The sequence below is a fragment of the Acinetobacter sp. WCHAc060025 genome, assembly GCF_004209355.1.
In the GTDB taxonomy this organism is placed as follows: domain Bacteria; phylum Pseudomonadota; class Gammaproteobacteria; order Pseudomonadales; family Moraxellaceae; genus Acinetobacter; species Acinetobacter wuhouensis.
The window spans coordinates 22,366-39,940 of record NZ_SGSX01000003.1 but is presented as its reverse complement, the minus strand read 5'-3'; the positions used below and the strand labels follow the sequence as shown (position 1 = coordinate 39,940).

The window sequence follows — 17,575 nt, the reverse complement described above, 5'->3', positions numbered from 1 at the left end:
GGAGAATAAAGTCTATTCAGTCAAGAATAATGGACTAAACAGGTCAGTTTTTTGAAAATTAATTACATTCAATTAACAGGCATAGCTCTCGACTCTTAATAATCCTGTTTTGGGAAGGGCAAATCGGCGGTGTAATGAGGAAGCGTGTTGGCTACAATAATAAAAACTTCCGAAAGAGCTACGAGGTAGACCAGTATCTCCTTGAAAGGTCAATACTTTGGTACTCGTGACACCACCATCCCAAGTCAGTGAACCATATTTAAGTTTTGTATCTACAACGCTATGGATTCTTTCATCTGGGTCTACTTGTTGATTGCTATTGAGGTCACTGAACATGATTATGCCTGTATTCCATTGATCATTAGCACATTGAGTTGCATTGGTAGATGAGCAAATCACGATGATGGAATGGTAAGTGACAGCATTACTTTTTGCAGTCTGATTCAATAGTTGTATAAGTGCGGAGATGTGGTTTAACTCTTGTTTAGCTTTGAAGTTAATATAAGAAGGAATCGCTAAAGTTGCTAGGATGGCAAGAACTGAAATAGTGACAATCAATTCTACAAGCGTAAAAGCTTGTTCTTTACAATAAGAATACATGTGTTAATCTTCGTTTAAGTATTGTTTTTTATTTGAAAAATAATAATTTTTCTTATAAATTTAAATGAATTGCGTATAGTGGAAAAAAAATATTACTATCGCTTTCTTTTGCTGTTAAAATGCTAGCAAGTAAAAGATAAGCTATTCGCAAAAAAAAATTGAGTAAAAAGTTACCGAATTACAACGGAAATTGTAAGTAATTTTGTCAATAATTTACTTGATTAAAGTTATCAAGCACTTGGAAAAAGCCTCAAGTGTTTGTATGATTCAACGTGAGTAGCTTAAAAATAATACTGGGGTATTAAGTTTATCTCGGATAAGCCAAAAAATTTTAGGCTAAGCTTGAACAACAATTGTTATCTCTGGAGGATATCCATGAAATTGAGTCGTATCGCACTTGCTATGCTTGTTGCTGCTCCATTCGCTGCTGCTAATGCTGGCGTAACTGTTACACCTTTACTAGTTGGTTACACTTTCCAAGACTCTCAACACAATAACGGTGGTGATAAAGGTGAGTTAACTAACGGTCCTGAGCTACAAGACGATTTATTCGTTGGTGCTGCTTTAGGTGTTGAGCTTACTCCATGGTTAGGTTTTGAAGCTGAATATAACCAAGTTAAAGGTGATCTTGACGGTACTGGCGTAGCTGGTTCTGAATACAAACAAACTCAAATCAACGGTAACTTCTATGCTACTTCTGATTTGATCACTAAAAACTATGACAGCAAAATCAAGCCATACGTATTATTAGGTGCTGGTCACTATAAATACAAACTTGATGACATGTCTTACCACAACAACGAAGAAGGTACTTTAGGTAACGCTGGTGTTGGTGCTTTCTGGCGCTTAAACGATGCTTTATCTCTTCGTACAGAAGCTCGTGGTACTTATAACTTCGACGAAAAATTCTGGAACTATACTGCACTTGCAGGTCTTAACGTAGTTCTTGGTGGTCACTTGAAACCTGCTGCTCCTGTAGTAGAAGTTGCTCCAGTTGCTCCAGTTGTTCCAGCTCCAGTTGAACCAGCTCCTCAACCACAAGTTGAAGATCTACAAATGGAACTTCGCGTATTCTTTGATACAAACAAATCAAACATCAAAGATCAATACAAACCAGAAGTTGCTAAAGTAGCTGATGCATTATCTGCGTTCCCGAATGCGACTGCTCGTATCGAAGGTCACACAGATAACACTGGTCCACGTAAATTGAACGAACGTTTATCTTTAGCTCGTGCTAACTCTGTTAAATCAGCGCTAGTAAGCGAATATAATGTTGATGCTTCTCGTTTGACTACTCAAGGTTTTGCATGGGATCAACCGATCGCTGACAACAAAACTAAAGAAGGTCGTGCTATGAACCGTCGCGTATTCGCTACGATCACTGGTAGCCGTACTGTAACTAAATAATTTGTTATTTAGTTTAAAAAAAGCGACTCAATAGAGTCGCTTTTTTAATGGAAATATCTATAATTAAAATTATGCTAAATAATAATTGAATGTAAAATTAATAATTAAAGGTTAACAATGAAATTTATTATTCTCGGATTTATGCTATTGGGTCTAGTCGCTTGTACAACGGCAGATCCACTCATGCCAACAAACTCAATAACTGTTGCGATTCAAAAGCAACACCCTAAAGAGGTTAAGTCCTTAAAAAAAGGTGTGCGAATTTATTTCCAACCAAAATCAACAATGATCGATGAAGAGTATCAACCAGCTTTGTCTGTTGCAGCACAGTTGCTTCAAGCAAATAAGAATTTTGCCTTACAAATTGAGGGGCATACTGATAGCTCTGGATCTTTGGCATCGAATAATAAAGTATCATTAAATCGTGCAAATCTTGTAAAAGACTATTTAATCAATGAATATAAAGTTAATCCTGAGCAGTTAATGATATTAGGCTCTGGGCCTACAAAACCGATTGCAGATAATAAAACAGCAGATGGTAAAGCGAAGAATAGACGAGTAGAGGTTATTTTAAAAATTAAATAATTGAAATTTAAAATAACAAGAGATATAGCATCTCTATATAAAATGCTTTATCGCTTATAATCATGTTTCTTGGTTTTGAAACTATGTGGTGAAATAAGCGTGCAGCTACCTGATGAGTTATTAGATTTAGAAGCAAATTGCGGTATTTATGCGATCTGGATGATTTTTCATCATTATGGTGTAGATCTTCATATTCCAGATCTTGTGAAACTCTGTAAGCATAATGATCAAGATGGTACTTTTGGTATCGCTCTTGCTGTTGCATTACAAAAGTTAGGTTTGGACGTTACTTTTTATAGTGATGAAGATTTGGCTCAGCATTCAACAGAAGTTGAGTTCTACCAAGAAGCTCAAGTGCTTGGAATCAGTGTTCAACAACCTTCTAGTAGTTATCAAGATATTCAGTACGCAGTTGAAAATGGTAATTTCGTGATTGTGTACTATGACACATTAGAAGGTGTTGGAAATCATTCATTGGTATATTCAATTGATGATGTCGAAATTAGTTTCTTTGATAGTTTCGAGCCTATGCCTAAAACTGTTTTTGAACAGCAACGTCAAGTTGAAGGAATTTGTCGTCAAGTGATCATCGTTGATGATCGAAAATTTTGCATGCGTGATGCGTAATTTATTCAATATGATGTAAATTGAGTTTTTTCTAGATCAGCTTAATTGATAAAAATATGATGAAAATGTATTTCAGCAAAGCGAACTCTGCTGAAATATGTATTCTAGCTATTTATCCTTTGATACATAAAACTTGTTTAAGTGTATGAACGACTTCAATTAAATCACTTTGATTTGCCATGACTTGATGAATATCTTTGTATGCACTCGGAATTTCATCCACAACGCCTTTGTCTTTACGACATTCAATACCTTCTGTTTGTGCAATCAAATCTTGCTGACTAAATAAATGCTTGGCTTTAGTTCGGCTCATTTTTCTTCCTGCACCATGTGAGCATGAGCAGAACGAATCGGGATTGCCTTTGCCTTTAACAATAAAAGATTGTGCGCCCATTGAGCCTGGAATAATGCCATATTCATCAAGCCCTGCACGAATTGCCCCTTTACGTGTCACAAATACTTCTTCACCAAAGTGAACTTCTTTACGGACGTAATTATGGTGACAATTAATTGCTTCTTTGTTCATTTGAAAACTTGGTAGTAATGGGCGAATTGCCTCTAAGATTAAACGCATCATTTCACGTCTATTCTCATAGGCATATTCTTGCGCCCATTCTACAGCTTCAAAATAATCATCAAAGTTATTTGAACCCTCAGCAAAGTAACTTAAATCTTTATCTGGTACATGCCCAAAACGGCTTTGGGCTTCTTTTTTGGCACGTTCAATAAAGTAAGTCCCAATCACATTGCCCAAACCACGACTGCCTGAATGTAGCATGATCCAAACATCATCATTTTCATCTAAGCAGAGTTCAATAAAGTGATTTCCACCACCTAAAGTACCAAGCTGTTTTTGCCAGGTTGAATCAAAGCTACGTAACATACGTTTCAGCGCAGGGTGCTTATCTGTAATCAATTTCAACCTTTTGTCTAAAGGAGAAAGCGTAGAGGCCTTGGCTTTAAGTTGCTTATGCATTTCAAAACCAACGGGTACTTTTCTTTCAATCGCATTACGTAAGGCACTTAAATTATCAGGCAACTGTGATGCTTTTAAACTGATTCTTAGTGCATTCATACCACAACCAATATCCACACCAACCGCAGCAGGGATAATGGCATTCTTGGTTGGAATGACACTACCTACAGTTGCACCCTTACCTAAATGTACATCAGGCATCACTGCAATATGCGAGTGAATAAATTGTAGCTGTGACATTTTCCGAAGTTGCGTTAGGCTTTCTTCATCCACATCTTGTGTATAAATTTTTACTGGAACGCCATATTCTGCTTTGGCGTTCAAAATCATTTGTATTGCCATGATTTTCTCTTCTTGAATTTTTATTTTGTCCGTGCATATCAAACATGTAGGCATAAAAAAACCTAGCGAATGCTAGGCTTTATTACATTGTAATATTTTGCATTCGGACACAATTGTAAACAGTGCCCGTAAGTAGACATCTGCTTGTTTAGTTTTGCTTGTTCTCTGTAAATGGCATGATGTACTCCTTAAATCTGTGAATTCGATATTTGTAAGAATTCGGTATAGAGGAATTGAACTAATCTTATTCAATTTTCAGGTTATTCTATAAATAAAAAAAAGTTTGTCAATTTATTCTTTAAATTTTATTTTGCGGTAAGAATTAAAAAAGCAGCCCTAAGGCTGCTTCATATTGATGAATAAAGAAATTATTCTTTTTCAACCTGCATTGGTTTTACATCCATTTCATCATAGGCGACAAATTTTGATTTGAATTTCCATTTATAACCTAGCCAAATTGCAAGGAAGAGTGGAATACTGATATAGGTTGATAATACGCCCATCCAGTCACCTTTCATAAAGGCTTCATAGTTTTGACCTAAGACCACGATCGCACAGAGAATAAATGCAAACCATGGGCCGAATGGGAAAAACTTAGCACGATAAGCAAGGTCTTCGAGTTTGTAGCCCTGAGCCACATAGCCTTTACGGAAGCGGTAATGTGAAATTGCAATCCCTAGCCAAACGATGAATCCACACATCCCTGACATATTGAGCAACCAAGTAAATACAACACTTTCACCAATAAATGTGGTTAAGAAACAGAGTGCTGCAATTGCAGTTGTTGCATAAAGGGCATTCATTGGAACACCACGAAGATCCAGTTTCGAGAATACTTTTGGCGCTTTCCCTTCACGTGCCATGTCAAACAGCATACGTGTTGAAGAATACATCCCTGAGTTACCCGCAGACATGATCGCAGTTAAAATCACCGCATTCATTAAGCCCGCAGCAAAGGCTAAACCTGCTTTTTCATAGAGCAATGTGAAGGGCGAAAGGGTAATATTACCGTCGCCTTCAGCAGCCAAAGCAAGGTTTGGATCTGTATATGCCACCAATGTACCGATGATGAAAATACACAAGATATAGAATAAAAGAATACGCCAGAAGATTTGCTTAATCGCAATCGGAATGGTCTTTTTCGGATCTTTAGATTCACCTGCTGCAACACCGACCATTTCGGTACCTTGGAAAGAGAATCCCGCAATCATTGCCACACCAACTAAGGCTTGGAAACCACCTACAAAAGGAGCTTCACCAATCGTCCAGTTTTTGGTAATTGAATCTGTTGGATCAAGCATGATTTTACCGATCATGAACAGACCGATTGCAATAAAGAAGATAATCGCAATGACTTTGACCAGTGAAAATAAGAACTCACTTTCACCAAAACCTTTAACCGTTAAAGCATTGATAAAGAAAATGATGGCAAGGAACAAGGCGCTCCACCAGAAGCCTGGAATGTCTGGAAACCAAAATTTCATGATGAATTGAACAGCAACCAATTCAAATGCAACTGTAATTGCCCAGTTATACCAGTAGTTCCAGCCTAGTGCGAAACCAAAGCCTTCTTCTACATATTTATTACCATAAGTAAAAAATGCTCCAGAAGTTGGGTTGTGCGTAGCCAATTCACCAAGACTGGTCATCAAGAAATAAATCATGACACCAATTAATACATAGGCAAGTAATGCACCGCCTGGACCCGCTGTTGCAATGGTTTGACCTGAAGCAAGGAATAAACCTGTTCCGATTGAACCACCAATGGCGATCATATTTAAATGTCTTGCTCCAAGCTTTCGCTGAAGTTTTGGATGACCATTATCGCTCATCATGATTCCTTACTATTTTTTTGAGTATTGGCAAATAACACTTTAAAGCCTTGTTGATCTGCTTTAGTCTCACATCGACCAAAGCTTTGCTCAATCAGTAATGGGTAATTGAGGAAGCGGTTCGCCACAATCCACAACTCCCCCCCCGATTTTAAATGTCGTCTTGCCGTTTTACATAAATTTTCACTGGCATTGTAATCTGTTTGAATCCCCTGATGAAATGGGGGATTGCTGACGATTGCGTGCAAGAATAGCGGTGCATCTTCAATTCCAGTTACAGCTTTGACTTCAAGTTGTTCTAATGGCAAAGCATTTTTTTCAAAAGTCATTTGCGTCGAAGCCAATGCAAATGCATCTACATCTAAAGCAAAGATACGGTTTTTAGGATTTAATTTGGATAAATATGCACTGATCACGCCTGCACCACAACCAAAATCAGCAATTTTCCCAGCAGTCACCTGTTTTAAATGAGGCAATAATACTGCAGTACCGACATCCAAACGATTTTGACTGAAAACGCCTGGTAATGCGCAAATCGTCAATTCTCCAGCTGGTGTTTCCACTGGATAATGTTGAACCCATTCAGTAAGAGGTTTGGCAACGACAGTTTTATCAGTTGTTAGTTGCCACATTTGGCAATGGCGTGCGCTGTCTAACTTAATCGCTTGCCCAAACGGTTGTAATTGCTTGGAAGCACGTTCTACGCCGCCTTTTTTCTCTCCAACTAAAAAGATGGATGCACCAATCGGTAGGCGATTGACTAAATTATGCAAAATATAATTGAGTAATTCTTTTGATTTGGGAACAAAAACTACAGCTTGATCAAAGCTAGATTCTGGAAGACCTGTTCCAAAATGTACATCTGATTGTTGGTTTTGGAAGTATTGAAATTCATTAAAATTCCACGTCCAAACACTTGCTTCGATGTCATGAGCTAAATTTGAAAGTAGGTCATCCATTGGTGCATTGACCAATAACACGCGTCCAGAAAGGTAGTCATGCTGTCGAATGACAACTTCACTTCTCGGCTCCATATTCACCATCCATCATTAAATAAAAAAGTATGTTTATCTTCATTAAAATGAAGCTCAAACAAACCAAATGCCCAGACTAAGCTGGGCATTATACAAAGAATTGATTCGTTATTTTTTAGTTTCAGGTAAAACTAAATTTAAAATCAAGGCAGCAATACCACCAGTTGCAACACCAGAACTAAAAATGTTTTTCGGTAGTTCTGGTAAATGTTCTAAAATTTGAGGAACTTGCGCAACGCCTAAACCTAGAGCTAAAGAAATTGCGATGATTAATAAAGCACGACGATCTAGCTGAATTCCCGATAAAATGTTAATACCAGATGCAGCAACAGCACCAAACATCACCATCACAGCACCACCAAGCACAGCTTGTGGCACAGCTTGGATCACACCTGCAACCGCAGGGAATAAGCCAAGGATGATGAGCATGATTGCGATCCAGATCCCGACATAACGGCTCGCAACACCAGTCAGTTGAATTACACCGTTATTTTGTGCAAAAACAGAACTTGGGAATGTATTGAAAATACCTGCAAGGAAAGAGTTTGCACCATTTACCAATACACCACCCTTAATACGTTGCATCCAAATTGGACCATCAACTGGTTGATTTGAAATTTTAGAGGTTGCGGTAACATCACCAATTGCTTCCAAAGAGGTCACAAGGTAAATGAAAGCCATTGGAATAAATAAGCTCCAAGAGAAGCTAAGACCAAAGTGCATAGGGGTAGGGATTTGAATCACGGGTGTATTTTCTAAACCTGCAAAATTTAAATGCCCCATATAGCCTGCCAGGATGTAACCAATCACCAATGCGATTAAGATCGCTGAACTTTTCAGCCATACGATTTTAAAACGATTGAGCAAAATAATGATGGCTAATACAGTGCATGACATGATTAAGTTATCAGCACTGGCAAAGGTTTTATCTGACATGGCTTGATAACCACCGCCCATGCTGATGAGACCTTCTTTAATCAAAGTTAAACCGATGAGAAGTACAACAATACCAGTAACTAATGGTGTGATCAGTTTTTTTACCCAAGGTAAAATACGGGAAACACCCATTTCGATAAACGATCCTGCAATGACAACACCAAAAATAGATGCCATAACAGCTTCTACAGGTGTGCCAGCTGCAACCATGGCAGAACCAATCCCGATGATAGGACCAATAAAGTTAAAACTTGTTCCTTGAACAATTAATAAACCAGCGCCAAATGGACCAACTTTTTTACATTGTAAGAATGTTGCAATCCCCGAAATCACCAAAGACATGGATAAAATCATGTTGGTGTCATGTGGAGACACCCCTAATGCCAAGCAAATTAATAAACCCGGCGTTACAATTGGAACAATGATTGCAAGCAAATGTTGCAGGGCTGCAAAAAAAGCGATAAGTGGTTTTGGGCGATCATTTAAGCCATAAACAAGATCAATTTGACCCTGTTTTTGCTCGGGAGAGGTATGAATATCAGACATGACACAGAGAGAGAAAGCAGCAAGATGGCGCTATTCTAATCTGTTTACACACTATTACAAAACAAAAAGCCGACTGTTGTGAAAAAAACTTGTAACTGACAATAAACTGTCACTACTAAAAGTTATATTTTTTCTGTATAATTTGCCCTCAAACTTTAGGCGTATCGAATTTACATGTCAGATATTAAAACTCTCCGTAACATTGCCATCATTGCGCACGTCGATCATGGTAAGACGACTCTTGTAGACAAACTTTTACAGCAATCTGGTGCTCTTGGTGATCGCGCGGGCGAGATTGAGCGTGTCATGGATTCGGGCGCTATTGAAAGCGAACGTGGTATTACCATTCTTGCAAAAAACACTGCAATCAAATGGTTAGACAAACGTACTGATACTGAATACCGTATTAACATCGTGGACACCCCAGGACACGCCGACTTCGGTGGTGAAGTTGAACGTGTAATGTCGATGGTTGACTGCGTATTGCTTCTTGTAGATTCACAAGAAGGTCCAATGCCACAAACTCGTTTCGTAACGCAAAAAGCGTTCGCACGTGGTTTGAAACCAATCGTGATCATTAACAAAGTCGACAAGCCAAGTGCGCGTCCAGACTGGGTTATTGATCAAGTATTTGATTTGTTTGATAACTTAGGTGGTACTGACGAACAGTTAGACTTCCCAGTTGTATATGCATCTGGTCTTCGTGGTGTGGCTGGTCCATCTCCAGAAGAACTTGCTGAAGACATGACACCATTGTTCCAAAAAATTGTTGATGTTGTTGAACCACCAGCAGTTGACGTTGATGGTCCATTCCAAATGCAAGTGTCTTCACTTGACTATAACAGCTTCGTAGGCGTTATCGGTGTTGGTCGTATCCAACGCGGTTCAGTGAAATTAAACACCCCTGTAACTGTTATCGACAAAGACGGTAAAACACGTAACGGTCGTATCTTAAAAATCATGGGTTACCACGGTTTAGAACGTATCGACGTTGAAACTGCATCTGCTGGTGATATTGTTTGTGTAACTGGTATTGATGAACTTCATATCTCTGACACAATCTGTGATCCTAAAGCAGTTGAAGCGCTTCCAGCACTTTCTGTAGATGAACCTACAGTGTCTATGACTTTCCAAGTCAACAACTCACCATTTGCGGGTAAAGAAGGTAAATTCGTAACTTCACGTAACATCCGTGAACGTCTTGACCGCGAATTGATCCACAACGTAGCACTTCGTGTTGAAGATACTGACAGTCCAGACCGTTTCAAAGTTTCTGGTCGTGGTGAACTTCACCTTTCTGTATTGATCGAAAACATGCGTCGTGAAGGTTTCGAGATGGGCGTATCTCGTCCTCAAGTAATCTTGAAAGAAGTTGATGGTGAAAAACAAGAGCCATACGAAAACGTAACTTTTGACGTTGAAGAACAGCACCAGGGTTCTGTAATGGAACAAATGGGTCACCGTAAAGGTGAAATGACCAATATGGAAGTTGACGGCAAAGGTCGTATCCGTATTGAAGCTACTGTTCCTTCACGTGGTTTGATCGGTTTCCGTTCTGAATTCTTGACCATGACTTCTGGTACAGGGATCATGACTTCAAGCTTCTCTCACTATGGTCCTATGAAACAAGGTACTGTTGCGAAACGTCAAAACGGTGTGTTGATTTCTATGGTTCAAGGTACTTGCTTGGGCTATGCATTGTTCACACTACAAGACCGTGGTCGTCTATTTGCTAAACCACAGTTAGAAGTTTATGAAGGTATGATCGTAGGTATTAATTCACGTTCAGACGACATGACTGTTAACCCAACTAAAGCAAAACAGTTAACAAACGTACGTGCTTCTGGTACTGATGATGCGTTGACTCTTGTTCCTGCAATCGAATACACGCTTGAACAAGCGCTTGAATTCATTGAAGATGATGAATTAGTTGAAGTAACACCTAAGTCAATCCGTATCCGTAAACGCTGGTTGACTGAAAACGAACGTAAACGTAACCGTAACGGCTAAGCCTTACCGTTAAGTTGAAGAAAACCGCCATTCATTGGCGGTTTTTTTATGGCTGAATATTTTGCTATAGTGGTTTTATAATAAATATGACGATATAGGTATGGCGTTTGAACAGTCATTTACCCACAGAAAAACAGCAAAAACTGAAACAGCTTATGGTGATATTCAGTATTTTACTGATCACCCTTCTATTTGTATTTACTTTTTTAATCGCTAAACCCACTCGGGAACTGAGTAGTTTTGAACTTGATCGGCAGGGTCAGAAAGTGGGCTCAGGTCCGACAGAGTTTAGAATTTATAATCAGCAGGTCTATGTCGCTGTACCGAGTAATGGTCATTATCTAATTCCTGAGGCAGATCTAAAGACGATTCGCATGCTTTCGGATGACATCGCGACCAGACAGATAGCTGTGGATCAAAAGCATGTCTATTGTGGCAATATGATTCTGAAAAATTTAAATTCGCAGACAGTTCGCTCGATTGGTGATGGTTATATTACCGATGGTCAGGTCAGTTATTATTGTTCGCAGATCACGGAACGTAATACTGAGTTGAATGTTGTGCAGGAGGTCTGGCAGATTTTGCTTCATCACACTGGAATCGGTTCAAAGCCACAAAATTACTGGTATCCATATTATCAACTGGAAACCAGTCAGTCTCCGTATCAGTTAACGGTTCAGGGAACGGTCAGTAATGGAGAGTACACCTATTTCAGGGGGAAACTGATTGAACAGGCAAATGGTCATACTATGCGGTATTTGCCATCTTATTCAGGCAGTTCAGATCGATTACGAGAGAGTAGCTATTACACCGCTGATGGAACACATGTTTATTATAAGAATCAAAGTGTTCCTGTTCAGGATCATCCTCAGTTAATGGTATTTGATTTTGGTGGTGGGATTGAGTCTGAATTTTTACATGATTCAGAAACACAGAATTTTTATTATCAGACATCGCCATTTTCACAAAAATATTCGCCTTATCTTCTGCTCAATAAAGATGATGAACATGCGCATGATCCATTATTTCTCAGTCAGCAGGGCATTTATTTTTATCATCGAAAAGAGCAAAAATTAAAGCGTGTAGGTGATAATCCATTCAGTCAAAAGCTGATACAACTAGCTCCTGATGTTTTTCATAATGGACAGGATACCTATTATCTGGGGCTGTACGATAAATACATCCGCAGTGGGCGGGGAACGAAACTCTGCTATCGTTCAAATGTGCTTTATCGGTTGAAGAATGCACCTGTAAATCGTTGGCAGAAAATTGCTGAAGTGAAATATGGTGATGGTAGGTGGCGTGCTGCAACGATATGGAAAAATGGTACGCAATATTATTATTTTGACGAGTTTGGGCAGGGGCAGGGTTTTAATCAGGCGGTTTATCTGATCAAAGATGCGTATGCATTACGATTTATATTAAACCCATCGCGATCCAGTGATGATATCCGTCAGTATGTAGGGCGTGGGATCTTATTATCTCCACAGGCTGATCGCTTATTACAAGCCAAATATGACGAAAAATTCTGCTTAAGCTTATTTTGGTCGGAAAGTGAATAGGAAAAGAAGCCGTAATGTGAAAATAAAAGTGTTTTTAGGCATAAAATGTAAATAAATATTGGAATTTTTTAAAAACCAAGTAAATTAGCTAACTATATATATTAGAAATTAATGTATACTTCGTCACATAAAAATACGCACAAGGCGCGTGGAGATACACATGGGTATTATTGCAGAATTTAAAGAATTTGCTGTTAAAGGCAATATGATGGACATGGCGATCGGTGTAATCATCGGTGGTGCATTTGGTAAAATTATTGATTCATTAGTAAAAGACATTATCATGCCACTAATCACTGTGATTACTGGCGGTGGTGTAGATTTCACACAAAAGTTTTTCGTACTTGGTAGTAGCCCGAATAACCTAACTTCATTAGATGAGTTGACTAAAGCGGGTGTTAACGTTTTAACTTATGGTAACTTCCTGACTATCTTCTTGAACTTCTTGATTTTAGCTTGGGTTGTTTTCTTATTGGTTAAATTCTTGAATAAAATCCGTAAGCCAGCAGAAGAAGCGCCTGCAGCTACACCAGAAGATATTGAATTATTACGTGAAATTCGTGATCAATTAAAAAATCGCCCTCAGGGTTAATTGACTCAAAGCGGTTATTTTAGGTGGCTTATACTTAAAAATAATTCGAATTAAGTTGAATAAAACGGTGCAATCAAGTACCGTTTTTTTATGGAAAATTGAGTTAAGGATGATGAGTTTGATGAACAAAAGTATATGGATCATGACTGTAGTTATAAGTTTATATGCTTGTTCTGATCATTCGTCAGCCGATATTGAAAAATCAAAAAAAGAAGAACAAAAAATAGTTGAAACAGGCTTAACTTTTAAAGAGATGCCGAATGAAAATACCACCTATATTACGATCGAGACAGATACAATTGATGAAAATGATGCATTAATGTTGGCATTGCAGACTCGATTATTAAAAGCCAATTTTGAGTTTATTGAAAAAGACAGTGGTACCTCTTGGTCAGAAAATGACTGTAGTTTAAATAAAATTATTCAAGTCAAAGGACAAGGCATACGTTCTTATACTGCGGTGAGTAATGAAAAAGTAGGTGAAGATAAAAAGGTACGCCCAGACTTCGTGCTTTTGGTTTTTGGTTTTGAAAATGAACAAATTGCGGAACAAAACTTTCAAATCATTGCATCTGCGGTGCATTCAGCCAATGGCTATTGTAATGGTAAGTCTCCTGAAAATATTGTGAGAAATGGCAAGGAAATATTTTACTTCACAACACGTGCTGAAATGTTTAGACCTTATATTGATGAATATACACAGTTTATTCGTGATTTTAAAATTCAGAAAGAAAATTTAGAAAATAAGGCAATATAAATTGATGAAAATGCGTCTACCATTATTTGCTTTTACATGCTTTTTACTGGCAGGTTGTCAGTCTAAAGCAAAAGTAGATGAAAGTTTTCTCAATGAATTTAGTCCATCTATTCGAGCTAAAGTACAATCATTATGTGAGGGCTATGATATAGATCACGAGAAAGAAGGTATATATTTTAGCAATCAAGCATTGGGCGTTTATACATTCATTGGTTTGAAGAATCATAATTTTGAAATTTTACGTTTTACAGATCGACGTTATCTTCCAAATTCAAAAGTAACGGATGTTTCTTCTCATTCTGGAGATTATCTTCAAAATAAAAATTGGATTAATTTTAAAACAGAGCACGCGGAAAACTCAGAACCACAGCGAAGATCATCCGATAGTTTTGATAAACTATATTATTTAAATAGCCCAACAGCATCGTTTTTAATTCAAGATATTGAGGATGTTGCTAATTCAATTTCATGGTCTAACACGATGGGGTTGGAGCAATCCTTTTTTAAGAGAATTCATTGTAATATCAAAGATTATAAGGCGTATAAAGGCGAGGAGGAGCTTGCACCAAGCTTTAAGAATCTTCCTGATGAAATGAAAGCGCTGGTCTTAGAACAGCCTTTACATTTGAAAGTAGAGTTTGCAGAAAATATTCGTAAACAACTTGCAGAAAATGATGATCCTGAAACAGCTGTGGAACAACAGATTAGAATTTCGACCCCAACGCTTCAAAAGTTACATCAAAACCAACCCATCTGTATCATGCAAGGAAATGGAAAGGGCTTAAGTGGTTATATCGATCAATCAAAGACACCATTTACAACAGCATGGTTAAGTGTTTACCAATTTGAAGGTGAGTCGAATGCGCAGATCGCACAACAAGGCGATCTTATTTCTACCTCTCAAGCAGAATGTGAAAGCTTAGATTAAAAATCCATACGAAATTTAATTTCGAGTAAGTGCCAACCGAACTGACTTTTAATTGGCCCATGTAATTCACGTTCAGCTAATGTAAAAACTGCTTTATCAATCGGTGCAACCAATTGTCCTTTTTTAACATCACCGAGTTCACCACCTTTTTTAGCAGATGGGCAAGTCGAGTGTTGTTTCGCAATTTTAGTAAAATCAGCACCTGCTTTAATTTTCTTTTTCAGTTGTTCACAGAGTTCTTTATCTTTCACTAAAATGTGACGAACGATAGCAGACTTCATGATTTATTACCCTTAGATACTTTCTTTGCGATCATTTTAACTTTTTTGAGTGGCTGACATTGTGGACAAAAAACACTGGCTCTTTGACCAAGCTTTAAGTTTTCCAAGGTGGTTTCACAGTTCACGCACATTTCACCTGCACGACCATAAGCCAAAAGAGTTTGTTGGAAATAACCATTTTCACCCATGGCATTGCTATAGTCTCTTAAAGTTGAACCACCCAAATCAATCGCTTGTTTTAAAATGCGTTTTACTTCGATGACGAGTTTTTCAATCTGATCGACGCTTAGACTAGAAGCAGGTTGAGCAGGATGAATACCAAGATTAAATAGGCTTTCAGTGGCATAAATATTGCCGACTCCCACGACGATATGGTTGTCCATAATCGCGACTTTTGCACCGACATTTTTATTTTTAAACTTTGAAGCAAGATATTCAGCATTAAAAGCATCACTCAGCGGTTCAGGGCCAAGTGTATCAATCAGTTTCGTTTGGCTTTGTTCATTCAGCCAAATGATGCACCCAAAACGACGAGGATCGTGATAGCGTAGCTCACAGTCTTCAAATTGGATAATCAAATGGTCATGCTTTCTCAGTTCATCCTCTGGATTACAGATTCTAAAACTACCAGACATACCTAGATGCCATAGCATGGTATGATGCTCAAATTCTGCTAAGATGTATTTTGAACGACGGCTCAGGCTGATTAATTTTTGCCCTTGAAGTTGCTGAATATCCTCAGGAATTGGCCAACGTAAACGTGATTCACGAACTTGTACCTGCATCACTTTTTGATCAAGCAAGGGCAGTAAACTGGTTTTTGTGGTTTCAACTTCTGGTAATTCAGGCATTGCTCAGCATTTCTGATTGGGAGGTGGGCTATTGTAAGCAAGAATCACAGTGGGATAAAGCACAGTATTTACTTGTTGCCTTTTTCTACATTGGTCTAAGTACAGATTTATTATTTAGAAATAAACATCTGTTATTTAAAACAAAGTTAACTCATAACGAGAAGTTATGAAACTAATAAAAATTATCTGATAGTTATATGTAAAAAAATGTGTAAATTTCTAGTGAATAATTTCTCTTTATTGACTTAAAAGGTCAATTAAGTAGAGGAATTTTGTTTTTTTATAAGTTGATTTTTCAATTAAATATTTGAAATTTAGGTCTTTGAAATTTCGAAGTTTTCATATTGATTAACTCACTATTTTTGTTTTGCTTCACACTAGGCTTTCCCATGAAAAAAATTGCGCATTTATTATTGGCAATCTCGATTTGTACCATGATGTCTTCGGTTTCATTTGCAGAAGATGCTTTTGATTTAAATGGCTCAACCATGACCGGTGACTGGGGTGGTACGCGTACTGAACTGGCTGATAAAGGGGTCAAGTTCGATGGTACGATTGCAATGGATAGCTCGTATCTTGCCGATGGTGGTTATGATGCACACCAGTCGCCAACATTTGCGACGCAATTTGGCTTAGGCACAACCTTAGATATGACAAAGCTCGCAGGCTGGAGCGGTGTTACGATTCGTGCTTTAGTTACCGCGCGTCAAGGTGAAAGTACGTCTTTACGCGGGATTCAAGCACCTGATGCTCCACAGTGGGCAAATTCTCAAGCCAACTGGGGGCGTGGTAACTCTGGTAGCCGTTTGAGTGAATTGTATATTGATAAAAAATTTGATTCGGGTTGGGATGTCCGTTTGGGGCGTATGGGCTTAGGGACTGAATTTAATACTATGGCATGTGATTTCCAAGGCAATGCTTTTTGTGCAGCGCAAATGGGGAAATGGCAAGGCAAGCTTTGGTATAACACACCAGTTTCACAATGGGGTGGTCGTGTGAAATATCAGTTCAATCCTGAATTATTTGCCCAAGTGGGGGTATTTGAATATAACCCTGAAAATGCTTTGGAGCGTCAAGGGTGGAATCTTGATACAGATCATGCCGATGGTGTGAATATTCTGTCAGAAGTTGTATGGTCGCCAAAACAAGGGTTGAATAATCTTCCTGGTAGTTATCGCTTTGGTACGCTTTACAACACAGCAGATGATGCGAAAAATCAGTACGATATTGCTCATAAAGCAGGAACAAAAGGCGAAGATCGTAGCTATGGTGGATGGATTGCATTTGAACAGCAATTGACTTCGACGGGTGAAGGTAAGCGAGGCTTACATAGCTTTGGTAATTTTACGTTGCATGATCGTACAACGACGGCTGTCAATGATTCACAACAGTTAGGGCTAAAATATTATGGATTATTAGAAGGTCGTTCCAATGATATTTTAGGTTTAGCAGTCAATCGTGTGCATTTAAACGATCGTTATGTCAGTTATGTGAATAATAACCGCCTTGGCACAAATTCAAGACAGTTAAATGAAGATGCGGAGTATAATATTGAGCTGAACTACTCATATTACCCAACCAAATGGTTCATGCTTCGCCCTTTGATACAGTATGTGGTGCATCCAGGTGCGACGAATCAAGTAGACAATGCCTTTGTTATTGGTTTGGGGTCTAAAGTTATTTTCTAAAATTATTATCTAGAGTTATTT

16 protein-coding genes are annotated in these 17,575 nt (G+C 38.3%); 9 read left to right on the top strand and 7 right to left on the bottom strand.

The features are described 5' to 3' along the window. Window positions 1-72 precede the first annotated feature (72 nt). Entirely contained in the window at window positions 73-600 is a 528-nt protein-coding gene (locus EXE09_RS03045; protein ID WP_130116424.1) for a GspH/FimT family pseudopilin, read from the bottom strand. A gap of 375 nt (window positions 601-975) precedes the next feature. Between EXE09_RS03045 and omp38 the strand changes: the two genes are divergently transcribed. The 3 genes from omp38 (at window position 976) to EXE09_RS03030 (ending at window position 3,219) form a co-directional block, all read left to right on the top strand. Then, on the top strand, window positions 976-2,007 hold the full coding sequence (gene omp38, locus EXE09_RS03040) for an outer membrane protein Omp38 (protein ID WP_068972901.1): 1,032 nt from the start codon (window positions 976-978) through the stop codon (window positions 2,005-2,007). Between the two features lie 117 nt (window positions 2,008-2,124). Then, entirely contained in the window at window positions 2,125-2,592 is a 468-nt protein-coding gene (locus EXE09_RS03035; protein WP_068972902.1) for an OmpA family protein, read from the top strand. A gap of 93 nt (window positions 2,593-2,685) precedes the next feature. Beyond that, window positions 2,686-3,219, top strand: coding sequence for a cysteine peptidase family C39 domain-containing protein (locus EXE09_RS03030; RefSeq protein ID WP_130116423.1), 534 nt, complete (start codon window positions 2,686-2,688; stop codon window positions 3,217-3,219). A gap of 112 nt (window positions 3,220-3,331) precedes the next feature. Here EXE09_RS03030 and EXE09_RS03025 read toward each other — a convergent pair whose 3' ends face one another. From EXE09_RS03025 to EXE09_RS03010, 4 genes are all read right to left on the bottom strand, one after another. Continuing rightward, entirely contained in the window at window positions 3,332-4,537 is a 1,206-nt protein-coding gene (locus EXE09_RS03025; RefSeq protein WP_130116306.1) for an RtcB family protein, read from the bottom strand. A 368-nt stretch (window positions 4,538-4,905) separates the two neighbouring features. Then, window positions 4,906-6,369: an amino acid permease gene (locus tag EXE09_RS03020; protein ID WP_087552680.1), complete on the bottom strand. Its 1,464-nt coding sequence runs from the start codon at window positions 6,367-6,369 to the stop codon at window positions 4,906-4,908. Further along, on the bottom strand, window positions 6,369-7,403 hold the full coding sequence (locus EXE09_RS03015; RefSeq protein ID WP_130116305.1) for a class I SAM-dependent methyltransferase: 1,035 nt from the start codon (window positions 7,401-7,403) through the stop codon (window positions 6,369-6,371). Before EXE09_RS03015 ends, EXE09_RS03020 begins: the two co-directional genes overlap by 1 nt. Before the next feature lie 108 nt (window positions 7,404-7,511). Then, the gene (locus tag EXE09_RS03010) at window positions 7,512-8,885 is read right to left on the bottom strand and encodes a uracil-xanthine permease family protein (protein WP_068972906.1); all 1,374 of its coding nucleotides are present in this window, start codon (window positions 8,883-8,885) and stop codon (window positions 7,512-7,514) included. 174 nt (window positions 8,886-9,059) lie between these two features. Between EXE09_RS03010 and typA the strand changes: the two genes are divergently transcribed. The 5 genes from typA (at window position 9,060) to EXE09_RS02985 (ending at window position 14,734) form a co-directional block, all read left to right on the top strand. Beyond that, window positions 9,060-10,895: a translational GTPase TypA gene (gene typA / locus EXE09_RS03005; RefSeq protein ID WP_068972907.1), complete on the top strand. Its 1,836-nt coding sequence runs from the start codon at window positions 9,060-9,062 to the stop codon at window positions 10,893-10,895. Between the two features lie 107 nt (window positions 10,896-11,002). Then, window positions 11,003-12,457 carry a DKNYY domain-containing protein gene (locus tag EXE09_RS03000; protein WP_130116304.1) on the top strand — a complete coding sequence of 485 codons (1,455 nt, stop codon included), beginning with the start codon at window positions 11,003-11,005 and terminating at the stop codon, window positions 12,455-12,457. 160 nt (window positions 12,458-12,617) lie between these two features. Next, window positions 12,618-13,049 (top strand): large conductance mechanosensitive channel protein MscL, encoded by a 432-nt coding sequence (mscL, locus tag EXE09_RS02995; protein ID WP_130116303.1) that lies wholly within the window; start codon window positions 12,618-12,620, stop codon window positions 13,047-13,049. 142 nt (window positions 13,050-13,191) lie between these two features. After that, entirely contained in the window at window positions 13,192-13,806 is a 615-nt protein-coding gene (locus EXE09_RS02990) for a hypothetical protein (RefSeq protein ID WP_228257152.1), read from the top strand. A 4-nt stretch (window positions 13,807-13,810) separates the two neighbouring features. Next, the gene (locus EXE09_RS02985; RefSeq protein ID WP_228257151.1) at window positions 13,811-14,734 is read left to right on the top strand and encodes a hypothetical protein; all 924 of its coding nucleotides are present in this window, start codon (window positions 13,811-13,813) and stop codon (window positions 14,732-14,734) included. On the opposite strand, the gene EXE09_RS02980 is transcribed toward EXE09_RS02985, so the two are convergent. Next, window positions 14,731-15,015 (bottom strand): peptidylprolyl isomerase, encoded by a 285-nt coding sequence (locus EXE09_RS02980; RefSeq protein ID WP_087552675.1) that lies wholly within the window; start codon window positions 15,013-15,015, stop codon window positions 14,731-14,733. The two genes, EXE09_RS02985 and EXE09_RS02980, sit on opposite strands and share 4 nt — an antisense overlap. Next, window positions 15,012-15,866 (bottom strand): bifunctional DNA-formamidopyrimidine glycosylase/DNA-(apurinic or apyrimidinic site) lyase, encoded by an 855-nt coding sequence (mutM, locus tag EXE09_RS02975; protein WP_130116301.1) that lies wholly within the window; start codon window positions 15,864-15,866, stop codon window positions 15,012-15,014. Before mutM ends, EXE09_RS02980 begins: the two co-directional genes overlap by 4 nt. Window positions 15,867-16,255: 389 nt before the next feature. On the opposite strand from mutM, the gene EXE09_RS02970 reads away from it, so the two are divergent. Then, window positions 16,256-17,554 carry a carbohydrate porin gene (locus EXE09_RS02970; protein ID WP_130116300.1) on the top strand — a complete coding sequence of 433 codons (1,299 nt, stop codon included), beginning with the start codon at window positions 16,256-16,258 and terminating at the stop codon, window positions 17,552-17,554. The last annotated feature ends 21 nt before the right edge of the window (window positions 17,555-17,575 follow it).

Excerpts from the sequence above, each read along its gene's own strand:
- EXE09_RS03020 (WP_087552680.1), bottom strand. The coding sequence starts at position 6,369 with ATGAGCGATAATGGTCATCCAAAACTTCAGCGAAAGCTTGGAGCAAGA.
- typA (WP_068972907.1), top strand. The coding sequence starts at position 9,060 with ATGTCAGATATTAAAACTCTCCGTAACATTGCCATCATTGCGCACGTC.
- EXE09_RS02990 (WP_228257152.1), top strand. The coding sequence starts at position 13,192 with ATGACTGTAGTTATAAGTTTATATGCTTGTTCTGATCATTCGTCAGCC.
- mutM (WP_130116301.1), bottom strand. The coding sequence starts at position 15,866 with ATGCCTGAATTACCAGAAGTTGAAACCACAAAAACCAGTTTACTGCCC.
- EXE09_RS03045 (WP_130116424.1), bottom strand. The coding sequence starts at position 600 with ATGTATTCTTATTGTAAAGAACAAGCTTTTACGCTTGTAGAATTGATT.
- omp38 (WP_068972901.1), top strand. The coding sequence starts at position 976 with ATGAAATTGAGTCGTATCGCACTTGCTATGCTTGTTGCTGCTCCATTC.
- EXE09_RS02970 (WP_130116300.1), top strand. The coding sequence starts at position 16,256 with ATGAAAAAAATTGCGCATTTATTATTGGCAATCTCGATTTGTACCATG.
- EXE09_RS02980 (WP_087552675.1), bottom strand. The coding sequence starts at position 15,015 with ATGAAGTCTGCTATCGTTCGTCACATTTTAGTGAAAGATAAAGAACTC.
- EXE09_RS03015 (WP_130116305.1), bottom strand. The coding sequence starts at position 7,403 with ATGGAGCCGAGAAGTGAAGTTGTCATTCGACAGCATGACTACCTTTCT.
- EXE09_RS03025 (WP_130116306.1), bottom strand. The coding sequence starts at position 4,537 with ATGGCAATACAAATGATTTTGAACGCCAAAGCAGAATATGGCGTTCCA.
- mscL (WP_130116303.1), top strand. The coding sequence starts at position 12,618 with ATGGGTATTATTGCAGAATTTAAAGAATTTGCTGTTAAAGGCAATATG.
- EXE09_RS03035 (WP_068972902.1), top strand. The coding sequence starts at position 2,125 with ATGAAATTTATTATTCTCGGATTTATGCTATTGGGTCTAGTCGCTTGT.
- EXE09_RS03010 (WP_068972906.1), bottom strand. The coding sequence starts at position 8,885 with ATGTCTGATATTCATACCTCTCCCGAGCAAAAACAGGGTCAAATTGAT.
- EXE09_RS02985 (WP_228257151.1), top strand. The coding sequence starts at position 13,811 with ATGAAAATGCGTCTACCATTATTTGCTTTTACATGCTTTTTACTGGCA.